The sequence below is a fragment of the Candidatus Accumulibacter similis genome (assembly GCA_013347225.1).
Lineage (GTDB): Bacteria > Pseudomonadota > Gammaproteobacteria > Burkholderiales > Rhodocyclaceae > Accumulibacter > Accumulibacter similis.
Genome location: CP054595.1, coordinates 82,115 through 104,335, shown reverse-complemented (window position 1 = coordinate 104,335; position 22,221 = coordinate 82,115). Strand labels below are relative to the sequence as shown.

19 protein-coding genes are annotated in these 22,221 nt (G+C 62.1%); 14 read left to right on the top strand and 5 right to left on the bottom strand.

All coding sequences use genetic code 11. From position 1 onward, the window contains the following. The 9 genes from HT579_00475 (at window position 1) to HT579_00435 (ending at window position 10,640) form a co-directional block, all read left to right on the top strand. The gene (locus tag HT579_00475; GenBank protein ID QKS27571.1) at window positions 1-2,328 is read left to right on the top strand and encodes an NADH-quinone oxidoreductase subunit G; all 2,328 of its coding nucleotides are present in this window, start codon (window positions 1-3) and stop codon (window positions 2,326-2,328) included. Then, window positions 2,325-3,377 carry an NADH-quinone oxidoreductase subunit NuoH gene (gene nuoH, locus HT579_00470; GenBank protein ID QKS27570.1) on the top strand — a complete coding sequence of 351 codons (1,053 nt, stop codon included), beginning with the start codon at window positions 2,325-2,327 and terminating at the stop codon, window positions 3,375-3,377. Before HT579_00475 ends, nuoH begins: the two co-directional genes overlap by 4 nt. A 10-nt stretch (window positions 3,378-3,387) precedes the next feature. Further along, a complete protein-coding gene (gene nuoI, locus HT579_00465; GenBank protein ID QKS27569.1) occupies window positions 3,388-3,876 on the top strand; it encodes an NADH-quinone oxidoreductase subunit NuoI in 489 nt (162 codons plus the stop codon). A gap of 12 nt (window positions 3,877-3,888) precedes the next feature. Further along, a complete protein-coding gene (locus HT579_00460; protein ID QKS27568.1) occupies window positions 3,889-4,491 on the top strand; it encodes an NADH-quinone oxidoreductase subunit J in 603 nt (200 codons plus the stop codon). A 111-nt stretch (window positions 4,492-4,602) separates the two neighbouring features. Further along, window positions 4,603-4,908 (top strand): NADH-quinone oxidoreductase subunit NuoK, encoded by a 306-nt coding sequence (nuoK, locus tag HT579_00455; GenBank protein ID QKS27567.1) that lies wholly within the window; start codon window positions 4,603-4,605, stop codon window positions 4,906-4,908. A 2-nt stretch (window positions 4,909-4,910) separates the two neighbouring features. After that, window positions 4,911-7,007, top strand: a complete 2,097-nt coding sequence (gene nuoL / locus HT579_00450) for an NADH-quinone oxidoreductase subunit L (GenBank protein ID QKS27566.1) — start codon at window positions 4,911-4,913, stop codon at window positions 7,005-7,007. 23 nt (window positions 7,008-7,030) lie between these two features. Beyond that, the gene (locus HT579_00445; GenBank protein ID QKS27565.1) at window positions 7,031-8,515 is read left to right on the top strand and encodes an NADH-quinone oxidoreductase subunit M; all 1,485 of its coding nucleotides are present in this window, start codon (window positions 7,031-7,033) and stop codon (window positions 8,513-8,515) included. 27 nt (window positions 8,516-8,542) lie between these two features. Then, window positions 8,543-10,015, top strand: coding sequence for an NADH-quinone oxidoreductase subunit NuoN (gene nuoN, locus HT579_00440; GenBank protein ID QKS27564.1), 1,473 nt, complete (start codon window positions 8,543-8,545; stop codon window positions 10,013-10,015). A gap of 64 nt (window positions 10,016-10,079) precedes the next feature. Further along, window positions 10,080-10,640: an NUDIX hydrolase gene (locus HT579_00435; protein ID QKS27563.1), complete on the top strand. Its 561-nt coding sequence runs from the start codon at window positions 10,080-10,082 to the stop codon at window positions 10,638-10,640. Window positions 10,641-10,869: 229 nt separating this feature from the next. Here HT579_00435 and HT579_00430 read toward each other — a convergent pair whose 3' ends face one another. The 5 genes from HT579_00430 to HT579_00410 all read right to left on the bottom strand — a co-directional run bounded on the left by HT579_00430 (window position 10,870) and on the right by HT579_00410 (window position 17,109). Beyond that, window positions 10,870-11,538 carry a YceH family protein gene (locus HT579_00430; protein QKS27562.1) on the bottom strand — a complete coding sequence of 223 codons (669 nt, stop codon included), beginning with the start codon at window positions 11,536-11,538 and terminating at the stop codon, window positions 10,870-10,872. 164 nt (window positions 11,539-11,702) lie between these two features. Beyond that, the gene (locus HT579_00425; protein QKS27561.1) at window positions 11,703-13,337 is read right to left on the bottom strand and encodes a peptide chain release factor 3; all 1,635 of its coding nucleotides are present in this window, start codon (window positions 13,335-13,337) and stop codon (window positions 11,703-11,705) included. A 215-nt stretch (window positions 13,338-13,552) separates the two neighbouring features. Further along, window positions 13,553-14,398 (bottom strand): hypothetical protein, encoded by an 846-nt coding sequence (locus HT579_00420; GenBank protein QKS27560.1) that lies wholly within the window; start codon window positions 14,396-14,398, stop codon window positions 13,553-13,555. 321 nt (window positions 14,399-14,719) lie between these two features. After that, window positions 14,720-16,204, bottom strand: coding sequence for a hypothetical protein (locus HT579_00415; GenBank protein ID QKS27559.1), 1,485 nt, complete (start codon window positions 16,202-16,204; stop codon window positions 14,720-14,722). Further along, window positions 16,204-17,109 (bottom strand): glycosyltransferase family 2 protein, encoded by a 906-nt coding sequence (locus HT579_00410; GenBank protein ID QKS27558.1) that lies wholly within the window; start codon window positions 17,107-17,109, stop codon window positions 16,204-16,206. Before HT579_00410 ends, HT579_00415 begins: the two co-directional genes overlap by 1 nt. Before the next feature lie 38 nt (window positions 17,110-17,147). Between HT579_00410 and HT579_00405 the strand changes: the two genes are divergently transcribed. From HT579_00405 to HT579_00385, 5 genes are all read left to right on the top strand, one after another. Beyond that, window positions 17,148-17,321, top strand: a complete 174-nt coding sequence (locus HT579_00405; protein QKS27557.1) for a hypothetical protein — start codon at window positions 17,148-17,150, stop codon at window positions 17,319-17,321. A 323-nt stretch (window positions 17,322-17,644) separates the two neighbouring features. Further along, entirely contained in the window at window positions 17,645-18,541 is an 897-nt protein-coding gene (locus HT579_00400; protein ID QKS27556.1) for a GNAT family N-acetyltransferase, read from the top strand. A gap of 39 nt (window positions 18,542-18,580) precedes the next feature. Then, window positions 18,581-19,981, top strand: a complete 1,401-nt coding sequence (locus tag HT579_00395; protein QKS27555.1) for a PIG-L family deacetylase — start codon at window positions 18,581-18,583, stop codon at window positions 19,979-19,981. A 123-nt stretch (window positions 19,982-20,104) separates the two neighbouring features. Continuing rightward, on the top strand, window positions 20,105-20,851 hold the full coding sequence (locus HT579_00390; protein QKS27554.1) for a zf-TFIIB domain-containing protein: 747 nt from the start codon (window positions 20,105-20,107) through the stop codon (window positions 20,849-20,851). Window positions 20,852-21,038: 187 nt separating this feature from the next. Then, window positions 21,039-22,214, top strand: coding sequence for an aspartate aminotransferase family protein (locus HT579_00385; GenBank protein ID QKS27553.1), 1,176 nt, complete (start codon window positions 21,039-21,041; stop codon window positions 22,212-22,214). Window positions 22,215-22,221: the final 7 nt, after the last annotated feature.

Sequence of the window (22,221 nt, the reverse complement as noted above, 5' to 3'; positions counted from 1 at the left end):
ATGGAAATCGAAATCGACGGCAAGATTGCGCAGGTGCCTGACGGCAGCACGATCATGGACGCTGCGCAGCAGGTGGGTGTTTACATCCCGCACTTCTGCTACCACAAGAAGCTCTCGATTGCCGCCAACTGCCGCATGTGTCTGGTGCAGGTGGAGAAGGCTCCAAAGCCGCTCCCCGCTTGCGCCACGCCGGTGACCAACGGGATGAAGGTCTTCACCCATTCGGAACTCGCGATCAAGGCCCAGAAGGGGGTGATGGAGTTCCTGCTGATCAACCATCCTCTGGATTGCCCGATCTGCGATCAGGGTGGAGAGTGCCAGTTGCAGGATCTGGCGGTTGGTTATGGCGGCGGGGTGTCCCGCTTCCAGGAAGACAAGCGGGTTGTTTTCCACAAGGATGTTGGCCCGCTGATTTCGATGCAGGAAATGGCGCGCTGCATCCACTGCACACGCTGCGTCCGCTTCGGCCAGGAAATCGCCGGTGTCATGGAACTCGGCATGGCGAGTCGGAACATGCATTCGGAGATCACCACCTTCGTCGGCCGCTCGGTCGACTCGGAGCTCTCCGGCAACATGATCGACCTTTGTCCTGTCGGTGCGCTGACCTCGCGTCCCTTCCGTTACTCGGCGCGCAGTTGGGAGCTGGCGCGGCGCAGGTCGATCAGTCCGCACGACAGCGTCGGCGCGAATCTTACGCTGCAGATCAAGAACAACGTCGTCCTGCGTGTTCTGCCGCGCGATAACGAGGAGGTCAACGAATGCTGGATCTCCGACAAGGAGCGCTTCTCCTATGAGGCGTTGAAGTCGCCGGCGCGGCTGGGGAGACCGTTGATCCGCGTCGATGGCGTGCTGCGCGAAGTAGCCTGGAACGTGGCACTCGACTACGTCGCTCATGCGTTGCAGGATGTCGTCAGCCGCAGTGGCGGGGAGTCGGTGGCAGCGCTCGCGTCGCCCCAGGCAACTCTCGAAGAGCTGCACCTGCTGCAGAAGCTGACACGCGGTCTCGGTTCGGGCAGTATCGATTTCCGAGTACGGCGGCGTGATTTCTCGGCTGACGGCAAGCGTACCGGCATTCCGTGGCTGGGCCTGCGTCTGTCTGAGATCAAGGATCTCGACGCGGCCTTGGTGGTCGGTAGTTTCCTGCGCAAGGATCATCCGCTGTTCGCGCAGCGCCTGCGACAGCTGTCCAAGAAGTGGGGCAAGGTGAGCCTGCTCTCGGTCAGTGGTGACGATCAGCTCCTGCGCCTGCACGCACAGCGCACGGTCGCCCCCGCCGATTTGCCGCTGGCGCTGGCGGCCGTCGTGAAGGCGGCGGCGCAACTCCGTGGCCAGCCGGTTCCCGCCGGTCTGGAGAATGTCGAGCCCTGTGGCGTCAGCCAGACGATCGCCACCAGCCTGATCGAGGGAGGCAAGCGCGCAATCTTTCTTGGCAACGTCGCCGAGCAGAGTCCACACGCAACGTTGCTGCATGCGCTGGCGAATGAACTCGCACGGCTCACCGGAGCCAGTTGCGGCTTCATTGGTGACGGCGCCAACAGCGTTGGCGGTTATCTGGCCAAGGCATTGCCGACCGCACTCAATGCTTACGAGATGTTCGCCCAGCCGCGGAAGGCCTATTTCCTGCTGGGCGTCGAGCCCGATCTTGACTGCCACAATCCGCAGCAGGCAGTTGCCGCGCTGCAGGCAGCCGACCTGGTCGTCATGCTGACGCCGTTCGGCGACGGTGCGGCGCGCGAATACGCCGACGTGCTGCTGCCCATTGCCCCCTTCAGTGAAACCTCGGGTTCCTACGTCAACTGCGAGGGTCGTGTCCAAAGTTTCAGCGGCGTCGTACGTCCCTTTGGCGATGCGCGCCCGGCGTGGAAGGTGTTGCGGGTACTTGGCAATCTGCTGTCCTTGGCGGGTTTCGACCAGGACTCGAGCGAACAGGTGCGTGACGAGATCATTGCCCAGGGAACGGAGTTCATCAGTGGGCTCGACAACCGGCTGGCGGCATTGCCGCTGGCACCTTCCGGCAGCAGCACTGGCCTGCAGCGGGTTGCCGACGTGCCGATCCATTTCGCGGATCTGCTGGCGCGTCGTGCGCCGGCATTGCAGCAGACCCGCGACGCCGCGGCGCCAACGGCGCGCATGAATGGACAGACCCTGAGCGCGCTTGGGTTGACTGACGGCGTTCTGGTGCGGGTCAGGCAGGGCGCCGGTGAGGCCGTCCTCGCTGCGAGGGTCGACGAGACGACGCCGCCGGCCTGTGTCCGGGTGGCTGCTGCGCATGTTTCGACGGCTTCTCTTGGCGACATGTTCGGTGCGATCAACGTGGAGCGTGCATGATGGTCGATGCGCTGCAAGGGTTTCTGCAAGGTCTTTTCGGGTCGGTCTTTCCGCTCGTATGGACGTTGCTCAAGATTGTTCTGATCATTGCGCCGTTGCTGCTCGCCGTTGCCTACCTGACTTTCTGGGAACGCAAGATCATTGGCTGGATGCAGGTCCGCATCGGTCCGAACCGGGTTGGTCCGTGGGGCCTGATCCAGCCGATTGCCGACGGCCTCAAGCTGCTGCTGAAGGAAGTGGTAATTCCGACCGGTTGCGACAAATCGGTCTTCCTGCTCGCGCCTATGTTCGCCTTCGCACCGGCGCTGGCCGCGTGGGCGGTGATCCCCTTCAGCGAGACCTTGGTGCTGGCAAACGTCAACGCGAGTCTGCTCTACATCATGTCGATCACGTCGATCGGCGTCTACGGAATCATCCTCTCGGGCTGGGCCTCGAATTCGAAGTACGCCTTTCTCGGCGGCATGCGCTCGGCGGCGCAGATGATCTCCTATGAAGTGGCGATGGGTCTGGCTCTGGTCGTGGTGCTGATGGTGTCGAACAGTCTCAACCTCGGCGACATCGTTCGCGGGCAGGGGCAGGGATATTTCGCCGAAAAGGGTCTTGCCTTCCTGTCTTGGAACTGGTTGCCGCTGCTGCCGATGTTCGTCGTTTACCTGGTCTCGATCGTCGCCGAGACCAATCGCGCCCCCTTCGATCTGGCGGAAGGTGAGTCCGAGATCGTCGGCTTCCACGTCGAGTATTCGGGAATGGCCTTTGCCGTCTTCTTCCTTGCCGAATACGCGAACATGATCCTGGTGTCGACCCTGACATCGATTCTCTTTCTGGGGGGGTGGTTGTCCCCGGTGGGTTTCCTGCCCGATGGCATTCTCTGGCTGTTCCTGAAGATTTCCGCCATCCTTTTCATATTCCTCTGGATTCGCGCCACCTTTCCACGCTATCGCTACGACCAGGTCATGCGTCTCGGCTGGAAGGTTTTCATTCCGCTCTGCCTGATCTGGCTGGTCGTTGTCGGCTGCTGGATGATGTCGCCCCTGAATATCTGGAAGTGAGAGGCTCGCCATGGGTTCGATGAAGGACGTTTTCAACAGCCTCCTGCTCAAGGAACTAATCAAGGGGCTGTCGGTGACCGGCCGCTACATGTTCGCCCGCAAGATCACCGTCCAGTACCCGGAGGAGAAGACGCCGCAGAGTTTCCGCTTCCGGGGTCTGCACGCGCTGCGGCGGTATCCCAATGGCGAGGAGCGCTGCATCGCCTGCAAGCTGTGCGAAGCGGTTTGTCCGGCGTTGGCGATCACCATCGAATCGGATCAGCGTGCGGATGGCTCGCGCCGGACAACGCGTTACGACATTGATCTCACCAAGTGCATCTTCTGCGGCTTCTGCGAGGAGGCCTGTCCGGTCGACGCGATCGTCGAGACGCGCATCTACGAGTACCACGGGGAGACACGTGGCGATCTCTACTACACCAAACCAATGCTGCTGGCGAACGGTGACCGCTACGAAGCGCAGATCGCTGCCGACCGCGAACTCGACTCGAAATATCGTTGACAGGGCGACGCGATGGAATTCCGGACCTTCGTTTTCTACTTTCTTTCGGCGATTCTCGTCATCGCCGGACTGCGCGTGATCACCTCGCGCAACCCGGTACATGCGGCGCTGTTTCTCGTTCTTGCCTTTTTCACGGCGAGCGGCATCTGGATGTTGCTGCAGGCGGAGTTTCTCGCCATTGCGCTGGTGCTGATTTACGTCGGTGCGGTGATGGTCCTGTTCCTTTTCGTCGTCATGATGCTGGACATCAATCTCGACCGCCTGCGTGAGGGCTTCTGGAGCTATCTCCCACTCGGTTCGATCATCGCCTTGCTGATGGTGGCCGAGATGGGGTTGGTCCTCGGCGGAAGCTATCTCGGATTGCTCGAGGCCGAGGTGCCACAGACGAGCGCAGATCATAGCAACGTACAGGCAGTGGGGCGTCTGCTGTTCACGGACTACGTCTATCCCTTCGAACTGGCGTCGGTGATCCTGCTCGTCGGGATCGTTGCCGCGGTTGCGCTGACCCAGCGCGAGAGGCGGCAGAGCAAGGCAGTCAGTCCTTCGCAACAGGTCTTCGTGAAGGCCAGGGACCGTTATCGGGTACTGCAAATGCCAGCAGAGAAAAAGGATTGAGCTGAGCCGTCGCGCTGCGGGCAGTGCCGGGTAGATAAGAAGAGCACTACAGAACGAGATCAGGTGGCGGCGAGCGGCCCCACCTCATGCAGAAGGAATCAGGGAGGTACCTTGCTTACACTGTCCCACTTTTTGATCCTGGGCGCGATCCTGTTCGCGATCAGCGTCGTCGGCATCTTCCTCAACCGCAAGAATCTGATCATCATCATGATGTCGATCGAGTTGATGCTGCTGGCGGTAAACATGAACTTCATCGCCTTTTCCCATTACCTCCAGGATCTGGCCGGACAGGTATTCGTCTTTTTCATCCTCACGGTGGCCGCTGCCGAGGCGGCGATCGGGCTGGCGATTCTCGTGGTGCTGTTCCGCAACCTGAAGACCATCCACGTGGATGATCTGGACAGCCTGAAGGGTTGAACATGGAAATGCAAAAGCTTTACCTGCTGGTTCCCCTCGCGCCGCTGGTCGGTGCGATCATCGCCGGTCTGTTCTGTCGCGTCATCCCGCGCTGGGTGGCTCACACGGTTACCATCGCCGGCGTGGCAATCAGCTGCCTTGCTTCTTTTTTGATCTTCCAGGATGTGATGGCCGGGAACACCTACAACGGCCCGGTGTACCAGTGGCTGACCTCCGGCAACTATCGCTTTGAAGTCGGTTTCCTGATCGACCAGCTGACCGTGACGATGATGATGGTGGTCACGTTCGTGTCGCTGATGGTGCACATCTACACCATCGGTTACATGCAGGACGATCCCGGCTACAACCGGTTCTTCAGTTATATCTCACTGTTTACCTTCTCGATGTTGATGCTCGTGATGAGCAACAACTTCATGCAGCTTTTCTTCGGCTGGGAGGCAGTCGGTCTGGTGTCCTACCTGCTGATTGGCTTCTGGTACACACGGCCGACGGCGATCTTTGCCAACCTCAAGGCCTTTCTGGTCAATCGCGTCGGGGACTTCGGTTTCATCCTCGGCATCGGCCTGGTGCTTGCCCATTTCGGGACGCTCGACTATGCGGCCGTTTTTGCCAAGGCACCTGAACTCGCCGGCACGACGCTGAAGCTTTTCGGCCAAGGCGAAGGGGTCGCCCTGATGACGGCGACCTGCATCCTGCTGTTTGTCGGCGCCATGGGCAAGTCGGCGCAGGTTCCCCTGCACGTTTGGCTGCCCGATTCAATGGAAGGTCCGACGCCGATCTCTGCCCTGATCCACGCGGCGACCATGGTCACGGCCGGCATTTTCATGGTGGCGCGGATGTCGCCGTTGTTCGAGCTTTCCGACACGGCGCTTTCCTTCGTCATCGTCATCGGAGCGGTCACCGCTCTGTTCATGGGCTTCCTCGGGATCATCCAGAACGATATCAAGCGGGTTGTCGCCTATTCGACGCTGTCACAGCTTGGCTACATGACCGTTGCCCTGGGTGCATCGGCGTATTCGGTGGCGATCTTCCACCTGATGACGCATGCCTTCTTCAAGGCCCTGCTGTTCCTTGCTGCTGGTTCGGTGATCATCGGCATGCATCACGACCAGGACATTCGCAACATGGGGGGGCTGCGCCGCTATATGCCCATCACATGGATCACATCGTTGATCGGTTCGCTGGCACTGATCGGCACGCCCTTCTTTGCCGGTTTCTACTCGAAGGATTCGATCATCGAAGCGGTTGCCATGTCCCACATTCCTGGTGCTGGCTTCGCGTATTTCGCGGTGATGGCAGGGGTGTTCGTCACCGCCTTCTACTCGTTCCGGATGTACTTCCTGGTGTTCCACGGTGAAGAGCGCTTCGGCAAGGCGGCAGACCCGCATGGCCACGCCGCCCATTCTTCGCTGGCGAAGGAAGGAACACACGCTGGTTCTGGCGGCGGGCACGGCGACGACCACGGACACCACGCCGACGATGCACACGATGCGCACCATCATGGCCTTGCCGCGGGCGAGAAACCCCACGAGACGCCGTGGGTGGTCACCCTGCCCCTGATTCTGCTGGCGGTTCCGTCGGTGATCATTGGTTACGTCGCGATCGAGCCGATGTTGTTCGGCGACTACTTCAAGGCCTCGATTTTCGTCGATGCGACTGCGCATCCGGTGATGAAGGAACTCGGGCATCACTTCCATGATGCCTTCGCCATGGCCACCCACGCCTTCACGACCGCCGTCTTCTGGCTGGCTGCTCTGGGTGTCGGACTGTCGTGGTTCTTCTACCTCAAGCGTCCGGACATTCCCGCAGCCATCAAGGAGCGGGCTGGCTGGCTATACACCCTGCTTGACAACAAGTACTACTTTGACCGGTTCAACGAGACGTTCTTTGCCGGTGGGGCGCGGCTGCTCGGTCGCGGCTTGTGGAAAGGTGGCGATGCGGGTCTGATCGACGGCATCATCGTCAATGGTTCCGCACACTTCGTCGGCTGGTTTGCAACCATCGTTCGCCTGTTCCAGAGCGGTCACATTTACCACTACGCATTTACGATGATTATCGGCGTGTTCGTCTTGATGACCCTGTGGGTCACGCGCGCCTGAGCTAGAGAAAGACTGGGAACGATATGTCAGGCACGCCGCTTCTCTCTCTTGCCATCTGGGTTCCGATCCTCGCCGGTCTGGTTGTTCTGGCGACGGGCTCTGATCGCAACGCTCCGCTGGCACGAGCACTCTCGCTGCTTGGTGCCGTTGCCGGGCTGTTGGTGACGATTCCGCTCTACACTGGCTTTGATCTGCAGACGCCGGCGATGCAGTTCGTCGAGTTGAAGCCCTGGATTCCACGTTTCAATGTCAACTACCATCTCGGTGTCGACGGGATCTCGATGCTCTTCGTCATCCTCAACAGTTTCATCACCGTAACCGTGATACTGGCCGGCTGGCAGGTGATTGACAGCAAGGTGGCGCAGTACAACGCGGGCTTCCTGATCATGTCGGGTTTGCTGAACGGCATCTTCTCAGCCCTTGACGGCGTCCTTTTCTACGTCTTTTTCGAGGCATCGCTGATTCCGTTGTATCTGATCATTGGCATCTGGGGCGGCCCGAATCGCGTCTACGCGGCATTCAAGTTCTTTCTCTTCACCCTGTTTGGATCCTTGCTCTTCCTGATTGCACTGCTGTACCTGTTCATCTCCTCGGGCGGCAGTTTCTCGATTCTCGATTGGCACCGGATGCCGATCGGCTTGACCGCACAGACTTGGCTGTTCCTTGCCTTCCTGGTTGCCTTCGCCGTCAAGGTTCCGATGTGGCCGGTCCATACTTGGTTGCCGGACGCGCACGTCGAAGCGCCGACCGGAGGGTCGATCGTTCTGGCAGCGATCGCGCTGAAGCTTGGTGCCTACGGATTCCTGCGCTTTTCGCTGCCGATCGCTCCCGATGCCTCGCATGAACTCGCCGGACTGCTCGTCGCGCTGTCGCTGATCGCGATCATCTATATCGGCTTCGTCGCCCTCGTTCAGGAGGACATGAAGAAACTGGTGGCCTACTCGTCGATCGCGCACATGGGTTTCGTGACGCTGGGCTTCTTCATCTTCAGCCCGCTGGGTGTCGAGGGGGCTCTGGTCCAGATGATTTCGCACGGTTTCGTCTCGGGCGCGATGTTTTTCTCGATTGGCGTCATGTATGACCGCGCACACTCGCGGCTGATCGCGGATTATGGTGGTGTGGTCAATACGATGCCCAAGTTTGCCGCCTTCTTCATGCTTTTCGCCATGGCCAACGCGGGCCTGCCGGCGACCTCCGGTTTCGTCGGCGAATTCATGGTCATCCTGGCTGCGGTCGAACACAACTTCTGGGTGGCTTTCGCAGCGGCCTCGACCATGATCGTCGGTGCTGCGTATACCCTCTGGATGTACAAGCGAGTGGTTTTTGGCAACGTCGCGAATCATCATGTCGCTGAACTCAGCGACATCAATGGCCGCGAGTTTCTCGTTTTTGTCCTCTTCGCCATTGGCGCATTGGGTATGGGACTCTATCCGCAGCCGTTTACGGAAGTCATGCACAGCTCGGTGGATGAGTTGCTGCGTCACGTCGCCCTCAGCAAGATCCAATAATTGGTAGCCGCTATGACTCTTGCCGAAATGCAATTCCAGGTTCCGGACCTCCGCCTTGCGAGCGCGGAGATCTTCATGTTGTTGATGGCCTGCCTGATCCTTGTCGGTGATCTGCTGGTCAAGGACCAGAAGCGGACGCTGACCTTCGTCGCCACCCAGTTGACGCTGATCGGCGTGGCCGTAATCACCTTCGCCAGCAGTTCCGGTGAGACGGCCTACACTTTCAGCAACATGTACGTCGGCGACCTGATGGCCGATCTGCTGAAGCTTCTCCTATACCTCACGGTGATCGTCATCCTGTTCTACTCGCGCGGCTACATTCTAGAACGGCCGCAGATGGCACGAGGCGAATACTACTCGCTGGCGCTGTTTGCCACCCTCGGCATGATGGTGATGATCTCTGCCAGCCATCTGGTGACGGTCTATATCGGCCTGGAATTGCTCTCGCTATCGCTGTACGCGATGGTGGCGATGAACCGCGACTCCGTTCCAGCAACCGAAGCCGCGATGAAGTATTTCGTGCTCGGGGCACTGGCCTCTGGCCTGCTGCTTTACGGCATGTCCATGATCTACGGTGCGACCGGTACGCTGGAGATCCCGGCGATTGCCGAGCGCCTTTACATGGGCCAGTTCGACAAGGGGATTCTCGTCTTCGGGCTTGTGTTTCTCGTCGCCGGCCTGGCGTTCAAGCTTGGCGTCGTTCCATTCCACATGTGGATACCCGACGTCTATCATGGCGCACCGACGGCGGTCACGCTGTTCATCGCAACCGCTCCGAAACTGGCCGCCTTCGCCATGGTCATGCGATTGCTGGTTAACGGCCTGATCGTCGTTTCGCAGGATTGGCAGGCGATGCTGATCATCCTCTCGGTGCTGTCGATGGCCATCGGCAACATCGCCGCGATCGCCCAGAGCAACCTCAAACGCATGCTCGCCTACTCGGCGATCTCCCACATGGGCTTCATGCTGCTCGGTATCGTCACCGGCGTCGTCGGTGGCGACGCCCGCTTCGCTCTCAATGCCTACAGTTCGGCGATGTTCTACGTCATCACCTACGTCCTGACCAGTGCCGGCACGTTTGGCATGATCCTTCTGCTTGCCCGCGGTGGCCTCGAGTCGGACGAACTCGATGATTTCAAGGGGCTCAACCAACGCAGCCCATGGTTCGCGGGCGTCATGATGATGATGATGTTCTCGATGGCCGGGATCCCTTTCTTCGTCGGCTTCTTTGCCAAGTTCTCGGTTCTGCAGGCGGTCGTCGCCGCCGGTCATCTCTGGCTGGCGATTGTCGCCGTCGCCTTCTCGCTGATCGGCTGCTTCTACTACCTGCGCGTGGTCAAGCTCATGTATTTTGACCCACCGGCCAACATGAACCCGATCGAGGCGCCGCTGGACGTGAAGATCCTGATGTCGGCGAACGGGCTGGCGGTCGCCTTGCTGGGCATTTTCCCGCAGGTCCTGATGTCGCTCTGCGCGTTCTCGCTGTTGCGTTCTCTCTGATTGCCGGCAGCCATCTGACCGCAACGCTCCGCAACGTCGGGGCGTTCTTGTCGGGAGCCTTTCCATGGAAGAAGAGTACAGCCATCTCACCGAACGGCAGCTCGAGACTACACAGGTATTCAACGGCAGGCTTCTCGATGTGCGTCGCGACCGGGTCCAGCTACCCGATGGCAACGAGTGCCTGCGCGAGTACGTGCGACACCAGGGGGCTGTGGTGGTCATCGCCGAACTCGAGGACGACCGGCTGCTCTTTGTCCGGCAATATCGTTATCCGCTGCGCCGCCCGTTTCTTGAGCTGCCGGCGGGCAAGATCGACCCCGGCGAGGAACTCCTGGTCACCGGCCGGCGTGAGTTGCTCGAGGAAACCGGATACCGCGCAAGCTCCTGGCGTCATCTCGGGGTCATGCACCCCTGCGTTGGCTATTCGGACGAGCGAATCGAGATCTATCTCGCGCGAGGTCTGACCCGTGAGGCCGAACAGAAGCCGGACAGCAACGAGTTCCTGGATGTCTTGAGTCTGCCGCTGGGGGATGCTCTGACGTCGGTGAAGAGTGGGGCCATCACCGACGCCAAGACGATCGCGGCGTTGTTCTGGGCCGAGAAGGTCCAGCGAGCCGGCTGGTAGTAGCCCTGGGTGGCGTAGAGCGGTCGCTGGGGTGCGGGCAGCGGCAGTAGCGTGCCACGGATCTGTCTGGCCTCCCGGAGTCCCTTGCCCTCAACCGGACCGGCGTGCGGCGGGCTCTTGCACCCGGGGTGTCTTTGGCGCCGCCAGCGAAGCTGAAATCCGGGAGGACCCCCACAGCTGCGCCCTTTCGCGAACGATCTGCAGAGGAAGATCAGGTACCTGTCGCGGGCTACTCCAGCAAGTCGACCCTGGCCAGCAGCGCCTGCAACGCCGTGCGCAGCTCGGCCACCGCATGCTCGAGACCGGCCACCCTCCTTGCCAAGTCGCTCGGCGCTTCGCCGGACTCGATCTCTCCATTGGCGCGGCTGGTTGGCAGCATGGGTTCACCGCAAAGCAGATGTGCCCAGCGGTGCTCGCGCGAGCCCGGTTGCTTCGGCAGGCAGACGACCAAGGCGGCGGTGTGGCGTGTCGCCAGTTCCTGCAGGTAAGCCTCGACCGATGAGCCGTCGTCGAAGCGATAGAGGCGCTCGCTGTTGGCGCGGAGTTCGCTGATCGTCTGCGGTCCGCGCAGGGCGAGCGTGGCAAGCAGCGCGACGCTGGCCGCGGGCACCGCGTATACCCGTCCCAGGTTATGCGCATAACGCAGGACGCGACCGGAGGCGCCATGGGTTTCGAGTATCAGGAGTCTACTACGGAGGCCTTCGAGGGCCTCCTGAATCTCGCTTTCCGATGCGCTGATCGCCGGGTCGCGGGCCGACTTCTGGTTGCAGCCGGCAGCAAGACTGTTCAGTGTCAGCGGATAGGTGTCGGGGGTCGTCTTCTCTTTCTCGACCAGCACCCCAAGAATCCGGGCCTCGAGAAAACTGAGCGGTGGTGGCGCCACGGGAGCCTGTGTCATCGTCTGCACTTTCCGGGTCTTCTGCCGGTCCCTGCGAAGCTCGATCGACCGCTGCCTGCCAGTGCAGCGGCAGGGGCCGCGCCAGAAGCACACCGCCGCTGTACGCCACCACATCTTCTCCCGGCCCTATGTTTGTCCACGTGTCGCCTTTCCCCGGCTTTGCTTCAGGTGAATAACTGTCCGTGCTCACGCGAGTCGTGGAAGCCGACGCTGCTCCACTTCTCTCTCGTCACTTCAAGGTTGTAACGCGTGCTGGCCAGGTAGACCGGGTTGCCATCGACATCGCGCGCCATCCGCTGCGACTGCTCACGCTCGAAACTGCGGCGCGTTGTGTCGTCCGGAAAGGTGAGCCAACGGGCGGTGTAGACGTCTGCCGACTCGAATATGGCATCGACCTTGTATTCAGTCTGCAGGCGCTGCGCGACGACCTCGAATTGCAGGTTGCCTACCGCTCCGAGCAGGAGCGAACCACTGGCCACACTTTCGAAGACCTGGATCGCTCCCTCTTCACCCAACTCCTGCAGGCCCTTCTGCAGTTGCTTGCTCTTCAGCGGATCGCGCAGGCGCGCGGCCCGGAAGAGCTCGGGCGAGAAGTAGGGGATGCCCTTGAAACCCAGTGCTTCGCCTTCGCTGAGGCAGTCGCCAATGTGCAGGTTGCCGTGATTGTGGATGCCGATGATGTCACCGGCTACTGCGTCGTCCATCAGCAAGCGTTCGTTGGCCATGAAGGTCAGCACGTTCGCCAGTTTCATCTCGCGGTTCAGGCGGATATGCCTGACTTTCATTCCTGATGTGTAGCGTCCCGAGCAAACCCTGAAAAAAGCGATGCGATCCCGGTGCTTCGGGTCCATGTTGGCCTGAATCTTGAACACGAAGCCGCTGAAGGCGGCTTCGCCGGGATGAACCATACGGCAGCCGCCGTCTCGCTCCTGTGGTGGCGGCGCCCAGTCGCGCAGTGCCTGCAGAACTTCCTGCACCCCGAAATTGTTGATCGCCGATCCGAAGAATACCGGCGACTGTCGTCCGGCAAGAAAGCCGACAAGGTCAAAAGGGCTGCTGGCACTCCGTATCAGATCCACGTCCTCCCGTAGCCGGCCGACTTCCCCCGGAAACTGGGCGTCGAGGAGTGGATTGTCAAGGCCGTCCAGTCGTTCCGATTCGCTGCGCCGCTCCTCGCCCGCCGCAAAGTGGAGCAGGCGGTCGTTCAGCAGGTGATAGACGCCGCGAAAGCTCTTCCCCATGCCGATCGGCCAAGTGATCGGCGCACACTCGATGCCCAGCACGGACTCGATCTCGGCCAGGAGCTCGAAGGGTTCCCGAACTTCCCGGTCCAGTTTGTTGATGAAGGTGATGATCGGTGTGCTGCGCATGCGGCATACGTTCAACAGCTTGACCGTCTGTGCTTCGACCCCTTTGGCGGCGTCGATCACCATCACTGCGGCATCGACGGCAGTCAGGACGCGGTAGGTGTCTTCGGAAAAATCCTCGTGCCCTGGCGTGTCGAGCAGGTTGATGGTGTGCCCGCTGTACTCGAACTGCATGACGGAGCTGGTCACGGAAATGCCGCGTTGTTTCTCGACCTCCATCCAGTCCGAGGTGGCATGGCGAGAGCTCTTGCGCCCCTTGACCGTCCCGGCGAGCTGGATCGCACCTCCGAAGAGCAGCAATTTCTCGGTCAAGGTCGTCTTGCCTGCGTCAGGGTGGGAAATGATGGCGAAGGTCCGCCGCTTCGCAACCTCGCGCAGGATCTCCGGTGGGAACGTGTCTTCGCTGCTGGGGTCTGTGGGGCCAATGCTCATCGGGGAACTTTCATGCAGCAACTGGGCGCGACCGACGGCCGAGCATCCTCGGAGCCGGGTGCCGCTGCCGGCGCGCAGGCCGAACTATAGCAGACCGGGCGCAGGCAGGTGCCCCACTGCTGGTGGAAGCGGAGGCTGCAGGGCCGGCGGTCCGTCGAAGGGTGACATCGGCCACGATGTGGCATCGTCGGCGCCCGCAATGGGAAATCGAATTATCAGCCCTTGGCCGCCAGCTTGCCGGGCGTGCGGAAGATGGTGCTGTAGCGCATGACGAAATCGGGCCTTGATGCGTCAATCGGCTCGAGCGTCCAGTATCCCCAGGGCCAAGCCGACCGACGCATCTGGTCACTGTTGTGGATCGCTTCGATTTCCCAGTCGACAGCGATCAGTCGGTGACTTCGGACCAGAGCGAGCTTGCTGTCAAGGTTCATCCCAGCGACGAAGAGCGCGCCGCCCGGCCGGCTGGCGCCAACGACGCGCGCGAAGGCTATCGCGGCGGTCGCATCGTCCATGTGCAGCAGAAAGTTCTGGGCAAACACCACGTCGTAGCGGGCAGTGGTCGAGAAATCACTCGCGAGCAGGTCGCCGTGCGAGATTCGAACCCGCTGCCGGATGTCCGGGGCAATCGCCCAGGCGTCACCAGACGGCTCAAGCAAGCGCGAAGCGTAGCGTCGGGCCTCGCCATGCAGCGGATCGGCGAGTCCGTACTTGCTGCCATATACCGCCCGCTGGGCAACGGCTACGGCGTCCGGCGCAATGTCAAAGGCATCAATGGTCCAGTCGAGAGCGGGGAATTCTACTGCGAGGTAAGCGGCAAGCGAGTAGGCCTCGCAGCCGAAGCTGCAACCGGCTACCAGGATCCGGATCGGATCGCCGCCATCAATGAGCGGTCGCAACGGCCCCTGCAGCGCGTCAAGTTGCCGGAGGTTCCGGAAGAAGCGGGTGGCCGTCGACTGTCCCCGTGGCTCCCGCGCAAGACGTCGGGTGTGGATCGACCTGCCCAGGCTGTGCAGCAGCGGCAGATCGAACAGTCGTTGGTTGAGCGGAACGTGTTCAGACATGTCTTGTGAGGGTCCTGTTGCCTTGGGGCAGCGAGATGAACATAGGTCGTGGAGTACGCCGGCGCGATCAGCAATTCGAACTGTCAGCGCCCGCGGAGGCAGCCGTTGCTGCCAGCGACGCGTCCTTCCGGTTGGTGGTTTCGTGAATGTCTGCGCGGCGGCAGGAAGTGCGGCCCATGTCGTTTCCACGAGTATCCTCGAGCCGCGCTGCAGCAGTCAACCGGGGCTGCTTTCCGCAGCAGTTCGCCGTCCTCGAACGGCGCCGCAAATTCCCCGGTGAGCGACTGCGGTAGCCTCGTGGGACTTGCGGTGGCTTGTCCCTCAATCACCAATGATCAGGACCGTTCCGCCCTTTCGATTCGTGAAGCGCCTGACAAGCTGCTTTCGCTGCTTCGCAAGCCAGGGCTGCAGCGTGTCGTCATCCGGCTGGTGGGTGAACACATAGTATCGGAATCCCGGCGCGTGATTGGCAGACATCACCTGTTGTGCGGTCACGTCCGTCCTCGGGTAGCCGCGACCAGCGTAATAGGCGATGCGCGCGTCTTCGTAATACACGGCTTCCTCGGCTCGCGTATTCTCGGCCATCCAGGCCGCGGCTTCGAGGTAATGGGTCTTTCCGGGGCCGCGCGAAACGACGTTTGCCAGCATCAGTAGAAGGAGCACGAGCACCACGACGCGCGACCAGCGCGCATGGCTCCGGCAGAACAGGATGAGAGCCATGGTGAGTAGTGGCACGACCAGCAGGTTGAGGAAACTCGTGTAGCGTGAGTTGATGAAGCGAAACTTGATGAAGAAGACGAACAGTACGCACAGGTAAAGGATCCAGGTCCATGCGAGCGGGCGTAGCCGGTGCCAGTACTCGCCCACGGCCAGCCAGTTCGCCCGGTAGAGAAAAGGCAGGCAGAGAGGCCCGTTGAGCGCGCAGAACTTCATCAGGAGCGTGAGCAGCAGGCCAAACAGGAGAATCTGCCGCGCGTCCTCCTTGGCGTGGTACTCGAGAATGGTGTCCGCGAACTGGCTCGCCATGGTATCAAGGCTCAGAAGGAGCGCCTGCGGATCAAGCAGCGCAACGAAACCGGCGACTCGTGGCTGTGAGGTTCCGCCTCCGGAAAGCAGCGCCAGCCCCGCTGCAACTGCTCCAGCCAGCGGCAGTGCATTGAGTTGAAGCATTCTCTTCCAGCCTTGCCGTGTATTCAGCTCACCGAGAAGACTCGCAGCAAGCGCCGGCACCAGAATCGCCGCCTCGAGCCGGAAGAGGGAGCCGAGTGCAATTGCCGTCTGTATGGCAGCCGCGCGCCACCAGCCGCCACGCTCGAACCACTGCAGCCCCAGATGGAGGGCCAGGATGCAAAAGAACCAGGAACCGTGTTCCCTGATGATGTCGCCGCGGAACTGATTGAATGCCGGCAGCGACAGCGCCACCAATGAAGCCCAGTAGCCGCAACCGGGCGAGAAACGAAGCGTCACCAGAACGATCAGGGCACTGGTGCCAGCCATGAAGACCGTGCACCAAAGGTAGGCTGCCGCCTCCAGCGGCAGCCCGAAGAACATTCGGGTTGCCGCCAGCAGCAACGAGAACCAGGGCCAGTCATAGCTTCGGAAAACGGCCGTCGGCCCGTGCTCGCCTGCCTGCCGGGCGAGATCGAGGTAGAGCGCGGCATCCCTGCCGACCATGGTCACCTGCGAGATCGCCAGCAGTGAAAGCAGCACGCTGCCCAGAAGCGCGACGAGAACCGGACCGACATCTTCCCCAATGCCGCAAGCATGCCGCGAGAAGGCTCTGGCGAGGGTGGCAGGACGAACCATCACGCGAAGAAAAGGCGAATTGCCTTGCGCAGGTAGCTCCAGCGCAAGGCCTGCCGGCCGTCAAGGTGCCAGGCTGTCCCATAGAAGTGCCTGGCCGCAGGCCGGTCTCCAGCCTGCAAGGCGGTGCGGAAGAGCGAGAGGTAGCGCTGCGAGGCGTAGCGTCTGCGCAGGGGTTGGCACTCGGCCGGCAAGCCGGCGAACACTTCGTCAATCATCGTCCCGGCTCGCTCTTCCTCTTCGTGCCGATCATGGCGTAGGCTGTCGCGGTGTTTGTGGATTCGCGCCAGCACGGCATTGGTCGTCACTACCGGCGCGCTGAGCAGCATGTGGACAAAGACCGGGATGTCTTCGCCTCCTCGCAAGTTTTCGGGATAGGGTCGCTGCAGCAAGAGGTCACGTCGAAACAGCGAGCAGCCATGTGAGATGGCGATGCGCTTCTGCAGCAGGTAGCGCTTGCACAACTGCCGCGGCGAAGCGGGGCGCACCGTCGTCGGCAGTCGGAGCCGTTCGCGACCGTCCGGATAGACGGATATCTGTGCGCCCAGAACCGTACCGGCTTCGGGATGTCGAGCAACCATTGTGCGCAGCGTCTGCAGTGCGCCTGGCTGCAACTCGTCATCGGCGTCGAGCAGCAGGGCGTACCGCCCGCGGGCTTGCTGCAGGCCGCGGTTCCGCGCTGCAGCAGCGCCGGCGTTGGCTTGGTCGAGTACCAGCAACGTCGGATGAAGCGCGGCGTAGCCGGCCAGCAGCCGGGCTGTCTCGTCCGTCGAGCCATCATTGACGACGATCAGTTCCACCCATGACGCCCTCTCGGCGAGGACCGACTCCAGGGCTCGTGGCAGCAGGTGGGCGTAGTTGTAGGCCGGGACGATGACGCTGATCAGCGGTCGTTCTGCTTCAGTCATTTGCTTCCATGTTCCCTCGTGCCGGTGGAGGCCGCTCCATGAAAATGACGTCGCCGTCCTCCGGCATCGCGTCGCTCGTGCTGGGCCGTGACCACGGTGATGCGGGCGATAGCCGTCGCCTGGCGCCGCCGGAGCCGAACTGGTCCGGCATGCACCTCTCCCGGCCGGCCTGTGAACGGGTGCAGGGGGCCCAGAGCGATGGGTCTTCCTGACCCGGGCCGCCGCTTCGTCGCCGTGACCGCCGGTGGGGTTCCCCTCCGCGCCTGCCATCAACTCTGATGGTATTTTTCCCCGATCCCCGGCGGAATGCAATAATTCGTTTTGCGGCGCAGCATCCGGCTCCAACCGGTCTTCCGCAGCACGTTTGGCTGGGCTGCGGCCAGCCGCCAAGGAAGGGGTGAGCGATGCATTCTTCTACTTCATCGATTGCGAGGAGTGGTCTGTAAATGCCACGGGTTGCAGGCAGGACGCGTCAGCGGCTGCCGCGGGCGCAGGCGTTCGGCGCTGTGCCCGCTGACGTCATGCGGCGCGGCGCATGCTGAGTCGTTGGCGTTCATGGCGCGAACAGGGCTGGACGCCGGTCGCCCCGCGCGATTACGCGCGCGCTTGGCAGTTGTTCGGCGGCAGCGTCGCGACGCATCCGGTGATCGTCGAGCGCCTGTCGGCGCTGGCGGAGGTCCCGGTCCGCTACCTCGGCTGGTTCGCAGGCGGCGAGTTGCTGGCGGCAGTCGCCTGCTGGGGGCGCCATCTCGCGTTGTCGAAGGAAGTTCTGAAGAGGCGCGGCCAGCGCGAGCTGTTTGACCTGGGCAATTCGGAGGTCATTCTGCCGATTGCCGAGCAGGCGCGGGTGCCGGTGCGTTTGCGCATGCGCTACGTGTCCGAACTGAACCGTGACCAGATCAGTACGCTGCGCTCGCAGCCGGAAGAACTGGCCTTGCTGCGCCCATTTCCGGACTGGTCGGCGAAGTTCCTCTACAATCAGCGGCGGGAACTGCGTCTCCTCGAGCAGCTCGGGGCCCGGTTGCGCCCGCTTGCGGAGTATTCTCCCGCCGAGCAGGCGGCGATCTATGCCGATCTGTTCCGCCGTCGCTGGGGCTTCGCCGCCCGGGGCGAGGCGCACTTGGCCGAGGTGTTCCGTCTGCTGCGCGAGTTCATGACGGGTTCGCTCCTCTTGCGCGAAGAGCAGCCCATTGCGATTCAGATCCTCTACCGCGTGGAGGCGCCGAGATGGATTTCGCTCGAGTACATCAATGGCGGCGTCGATCCGCGGAGTAGCGATCACAGTCCGGGTAGTGTCCTGACCTTCGTCAATGCGCAGGCGGCGCGTGCCGAAGCCTTGGCGGCCGGCAAGCCGCTGCGCTACTCCTTTGGTCGTAGTGACGGTGGCTACAAGGATCGTTGGTGCCATCGGGTGCCCGTGTACCAGACCTGAGGCTGGTTCAGTGCGCCGCGTTTTGACGTCGATTGCCCCATGAGCGCACGCAAACAACGTCTGCTGTCCCGTCATCGCAGGCACAAGCGATTCCTGTTGCTGTCCGGCATCCTCTTTCTGGCGGCAACCGCGGTCTTCGTAGCCTGGTGGTTGGCGGCGTTGCTGTTGCTGTGCGGCTGGATTGCCCACGAAGCGTGGTTTGCCGACCACCTCTTCTATTCCCCACGCGTCGACTACCAATACAGCTTCCCGGGAGGGACGGTGCAGCAGCCGGTGTCTCTGGGCGATGGAAGGGTGGTGCTGAGTTCGCCGCTGGCCAGCGGCGAGACGCTGTTTCTTGAGCTGCAGGTGATCAGTTCGTGGCTTGGCCGCTGGCTCGATCCGCAGGTTCTGATCGGTGGCGACAGACAGGATTTCGAGCGTGGCGTTCGCGGTCGGCGTCTTGTAAACCTCTCGGGGCAGGAGGCGGCACTCGCCACCGGTAAACTTCGCATCAGCGGCCGCCATTGCCGCCTGGCTGCGAACGCGATTCTGTACGTCCTGCGCAATCCGGATTACGCACAACAGCGACTGATGATCGTGGCGCCGCATGCGGACGACGCCGAACTGGCGGCATTCGGCCTCTACCGGCGAGCAGCCGGGGTTTCGATCGTCACGCTGACCCAGGGTGAAACCGAGGCCGGGAGCTACCGGCGCCTGGGTCTCGATGCCGCCGCTGCGGCACGTCTCAAGGGACGTCTACGCGCCTGGGACAGCATGGCGGTGCCCCTCTGGGGTGGAGTCCCGCAGACCCGTTGTGTGCAGCTCGGTTACCACTGCATGCAACTCTCGGCGATGCTGGCCGACCCCCGGTCGCCTTTTCCTTCACGCGAGTCGGGAGAAGCGGATGTGCGCAAAGTCCGCCAGCACAACCCGCTGCCGCTGCCGGCCGATGCTGACGGACTGCCATGCGGCGTCAACCTTGTCGCAGACTTGGCGGCACTGCTTGACCACTTCCAGCCGCAGGTCGTCGTCACCCCGCACCCGCAGCTCGACCCGCATGTCGATCATGTCGCTGCCACGCGGGCGCTCGAACTGGCCATGCAGCAGTCGACCTGGCAGCCCGAAGTCGCGCTGCTATACGCCAATCACCTGCACGACAACGACCGCTGGCCGATGGGCCCGGCCGGCAATGGCATCGCCTTGCCGCCAGCGCTGCTGCCGTTGCCGATCGATGGTCTGTGGAGCCCGCTGTTGAGCCCCGCGGCGCAACTCGACAAGGCCATGGCGCTTGCGATGCAGCATGATCTGCAGGGTAGCTTGCGCTGCAAGGAGAGGTTGCGGCGGTATATTCAGCGGGCGCTTGTTGCTCGCCGCTGGCCCGCAACTGGCGACGACGAGTTCTTCCGCAAGGCGGTGCGACGCCATGAACTGTTCTGGGTTCGTCACCTGCGTCGCTGATTTGCGATCTTTCGCCGGCCACCCTGCTGCAGCTATACTGCGGCATCGGTCCGCTTGGCTGCTTGCCGCGCAGTCGAGACCACGCCAGGGTCACCGCCTGCTGTCATCAGTTCCAACGTTGCCATGAACGATCACGCCAAGCCATCGCCCGCCCGCTTCCGGCGAGGTGGCACGTGCCCCAGCTGCCGGGCGGCGATGGCGGTGCATCATTTCAAGCGCCACCTCGGTGGCGAGATCTCGCTGGACATCTGCTTCGCCTGCCAAGGCATCTGGTTCGACGAGCACGAGAGCGCGCAACTGGCGGCGGCCGGAGTGCTCGACCTGTTTTGCCTGCTGCACGAGCACCAGGCGGACCAGCGCCAGCCGTGGCCGGCGGTCCTGCGCTGTCCCCGATGTCGGGATTTGCTGTTGAGCTGCCTCGACAGTACGCGTACCGGTCGTTTCGCGTACAACCGTTGTCCACAGCGGCACGGTCGCTACAGCGCGTTCGCGGCATTCATGATCGAGAAGGGTTTCGTCCGCCAGCTCAACGGTTCCGAGGTTGCCGATCTGGCACGCAAGGTCCGTACGATCCGCTGTTCCAGCTGCGGTGCCCCGGTGGACATCACTCGCGATCCCGTCTGCAACCACTGCCGCTCGCCGATCGTCATTCTCGATCCAGATGCCGTACGCACCGCCCTTGACGACTTCGGCAACAAGGCCCGCCGCCAGGAAACCGTGAATCCGCACGCCGTCGCCGATGCGCTGATCGCCAACGAGCGCCAGAAGTCGCTGCGGTCCCGGCCGGGGCGAAGTGATCTCCTGGAGGCGGATCTCTCCGATCTCGTTCTCGGTGGCATCGAAACGATCTGGAATCTCATCCGCAGGTAGCTTTTTTCCTTGCGCTCGCTACACTTTGCGTGCGTTATCGCTTAGAATCCTGTGCTTGTATGCGGGTTCCTGCGTACCGCGGCCAAGCGTCCGTGGGGAACAGTGCCCGGTTCGCGATGAGAATGCATCTGTCCGGCGGCGCGAGCCGCCGTTTCAGTTTCAATGCCTGCGCAATGGGTAGTGCTCGATGTCCCACCTGATGAATACCTACAGTCGTTTGCCGGTCGCCTTCAGTCACGGCGAAGGTAGCTGGCTGACCGACACCGAGGGCAAGGTCTACCTTGATGCGTTGTCGGGGATAGCCGTAAGTACGCTGGGACACCGCCACCCGGCGCTGGTCGAGGCGATCGCCAGCCAAGCCGCGCGTCTGCTGCACGCGTCCAATCTCTACCGGATTCCGGAACAGGAGCGGTTGGCCGACAAGCTGGCGGCACTCTCCGGGATGGACGAAGTCTTCCTCTGCAATTCTGGTTGTGAAGCCAATGAGGCGGCGATCAAGCTGGCGCGCCTGCATGGCCACCGGCAAGGGGTTGATGGCCCGGTGACGATCGTCATGGAGAGAGCCTTTCATGGCCGTACCATGGCGACCCTCTCGGCGACCGGCAACCGCAAGGCGCAGGCCGGCTTCGAGCCGCTCGTCGCAGGCTTCCTGCGTGTCCGCTACAATGACCTCGATGCGATCAGAGCGCTGGCTCGCGCGAACCAGAACGTCGTCGCGGTGATGCTCGAGATCGTCCAGGGCGAAGGTGGCATCAACGCGGCCGATATCGAGTTCCAGCGCGGTCTGCGGGCGCTGTGCGACGATCGTGCCTGGTTGCTGATCTGCGATGAGGTTCAGTGCGGAATGGGCCGGACCGGGACGTGGTTTGCCTTCCAGCATGCGGGAGTGCGGCCGGACGTGGTGACCATGGCCAAGGGGCTGGGCGGCGGCGTGCCCATCGGCGCCTGTCTTGCCGCCGGCTTGGCGACGGGCCTGTTTCAGCCGGGCAAGCATGGATCGACCTTCGGCGGCAATCAGCTGGCATCGACGGCGGCACTGACCACCATCGAAGTGATCGAGAAGGAAGGGCTGATCGATCAGGCGCTGCTTGTCGGCCGGCTGATCCGGGACGGACTGCAGCAGGCGCTGCTGGATTGCCGTGGCGTGGTGGAGATTCGTGGCCAGGGCCTGATGATCGGCATCGAGCTCGACCGCCCGTGCAGCGAGCTGGTGATGTTGGCGCTGCAGGCGGGCTTGCTGATCAACGTGACGGCTGAGACGGTCGTTCGTCTGCTGCCGCCGCTGACCTTTTCCGCCGATGAAGGACGTGAACTGACATCACGCCTGGCGAAACTCATCCGCGACTTCCTAGCCTCAACCTAGAGACCCG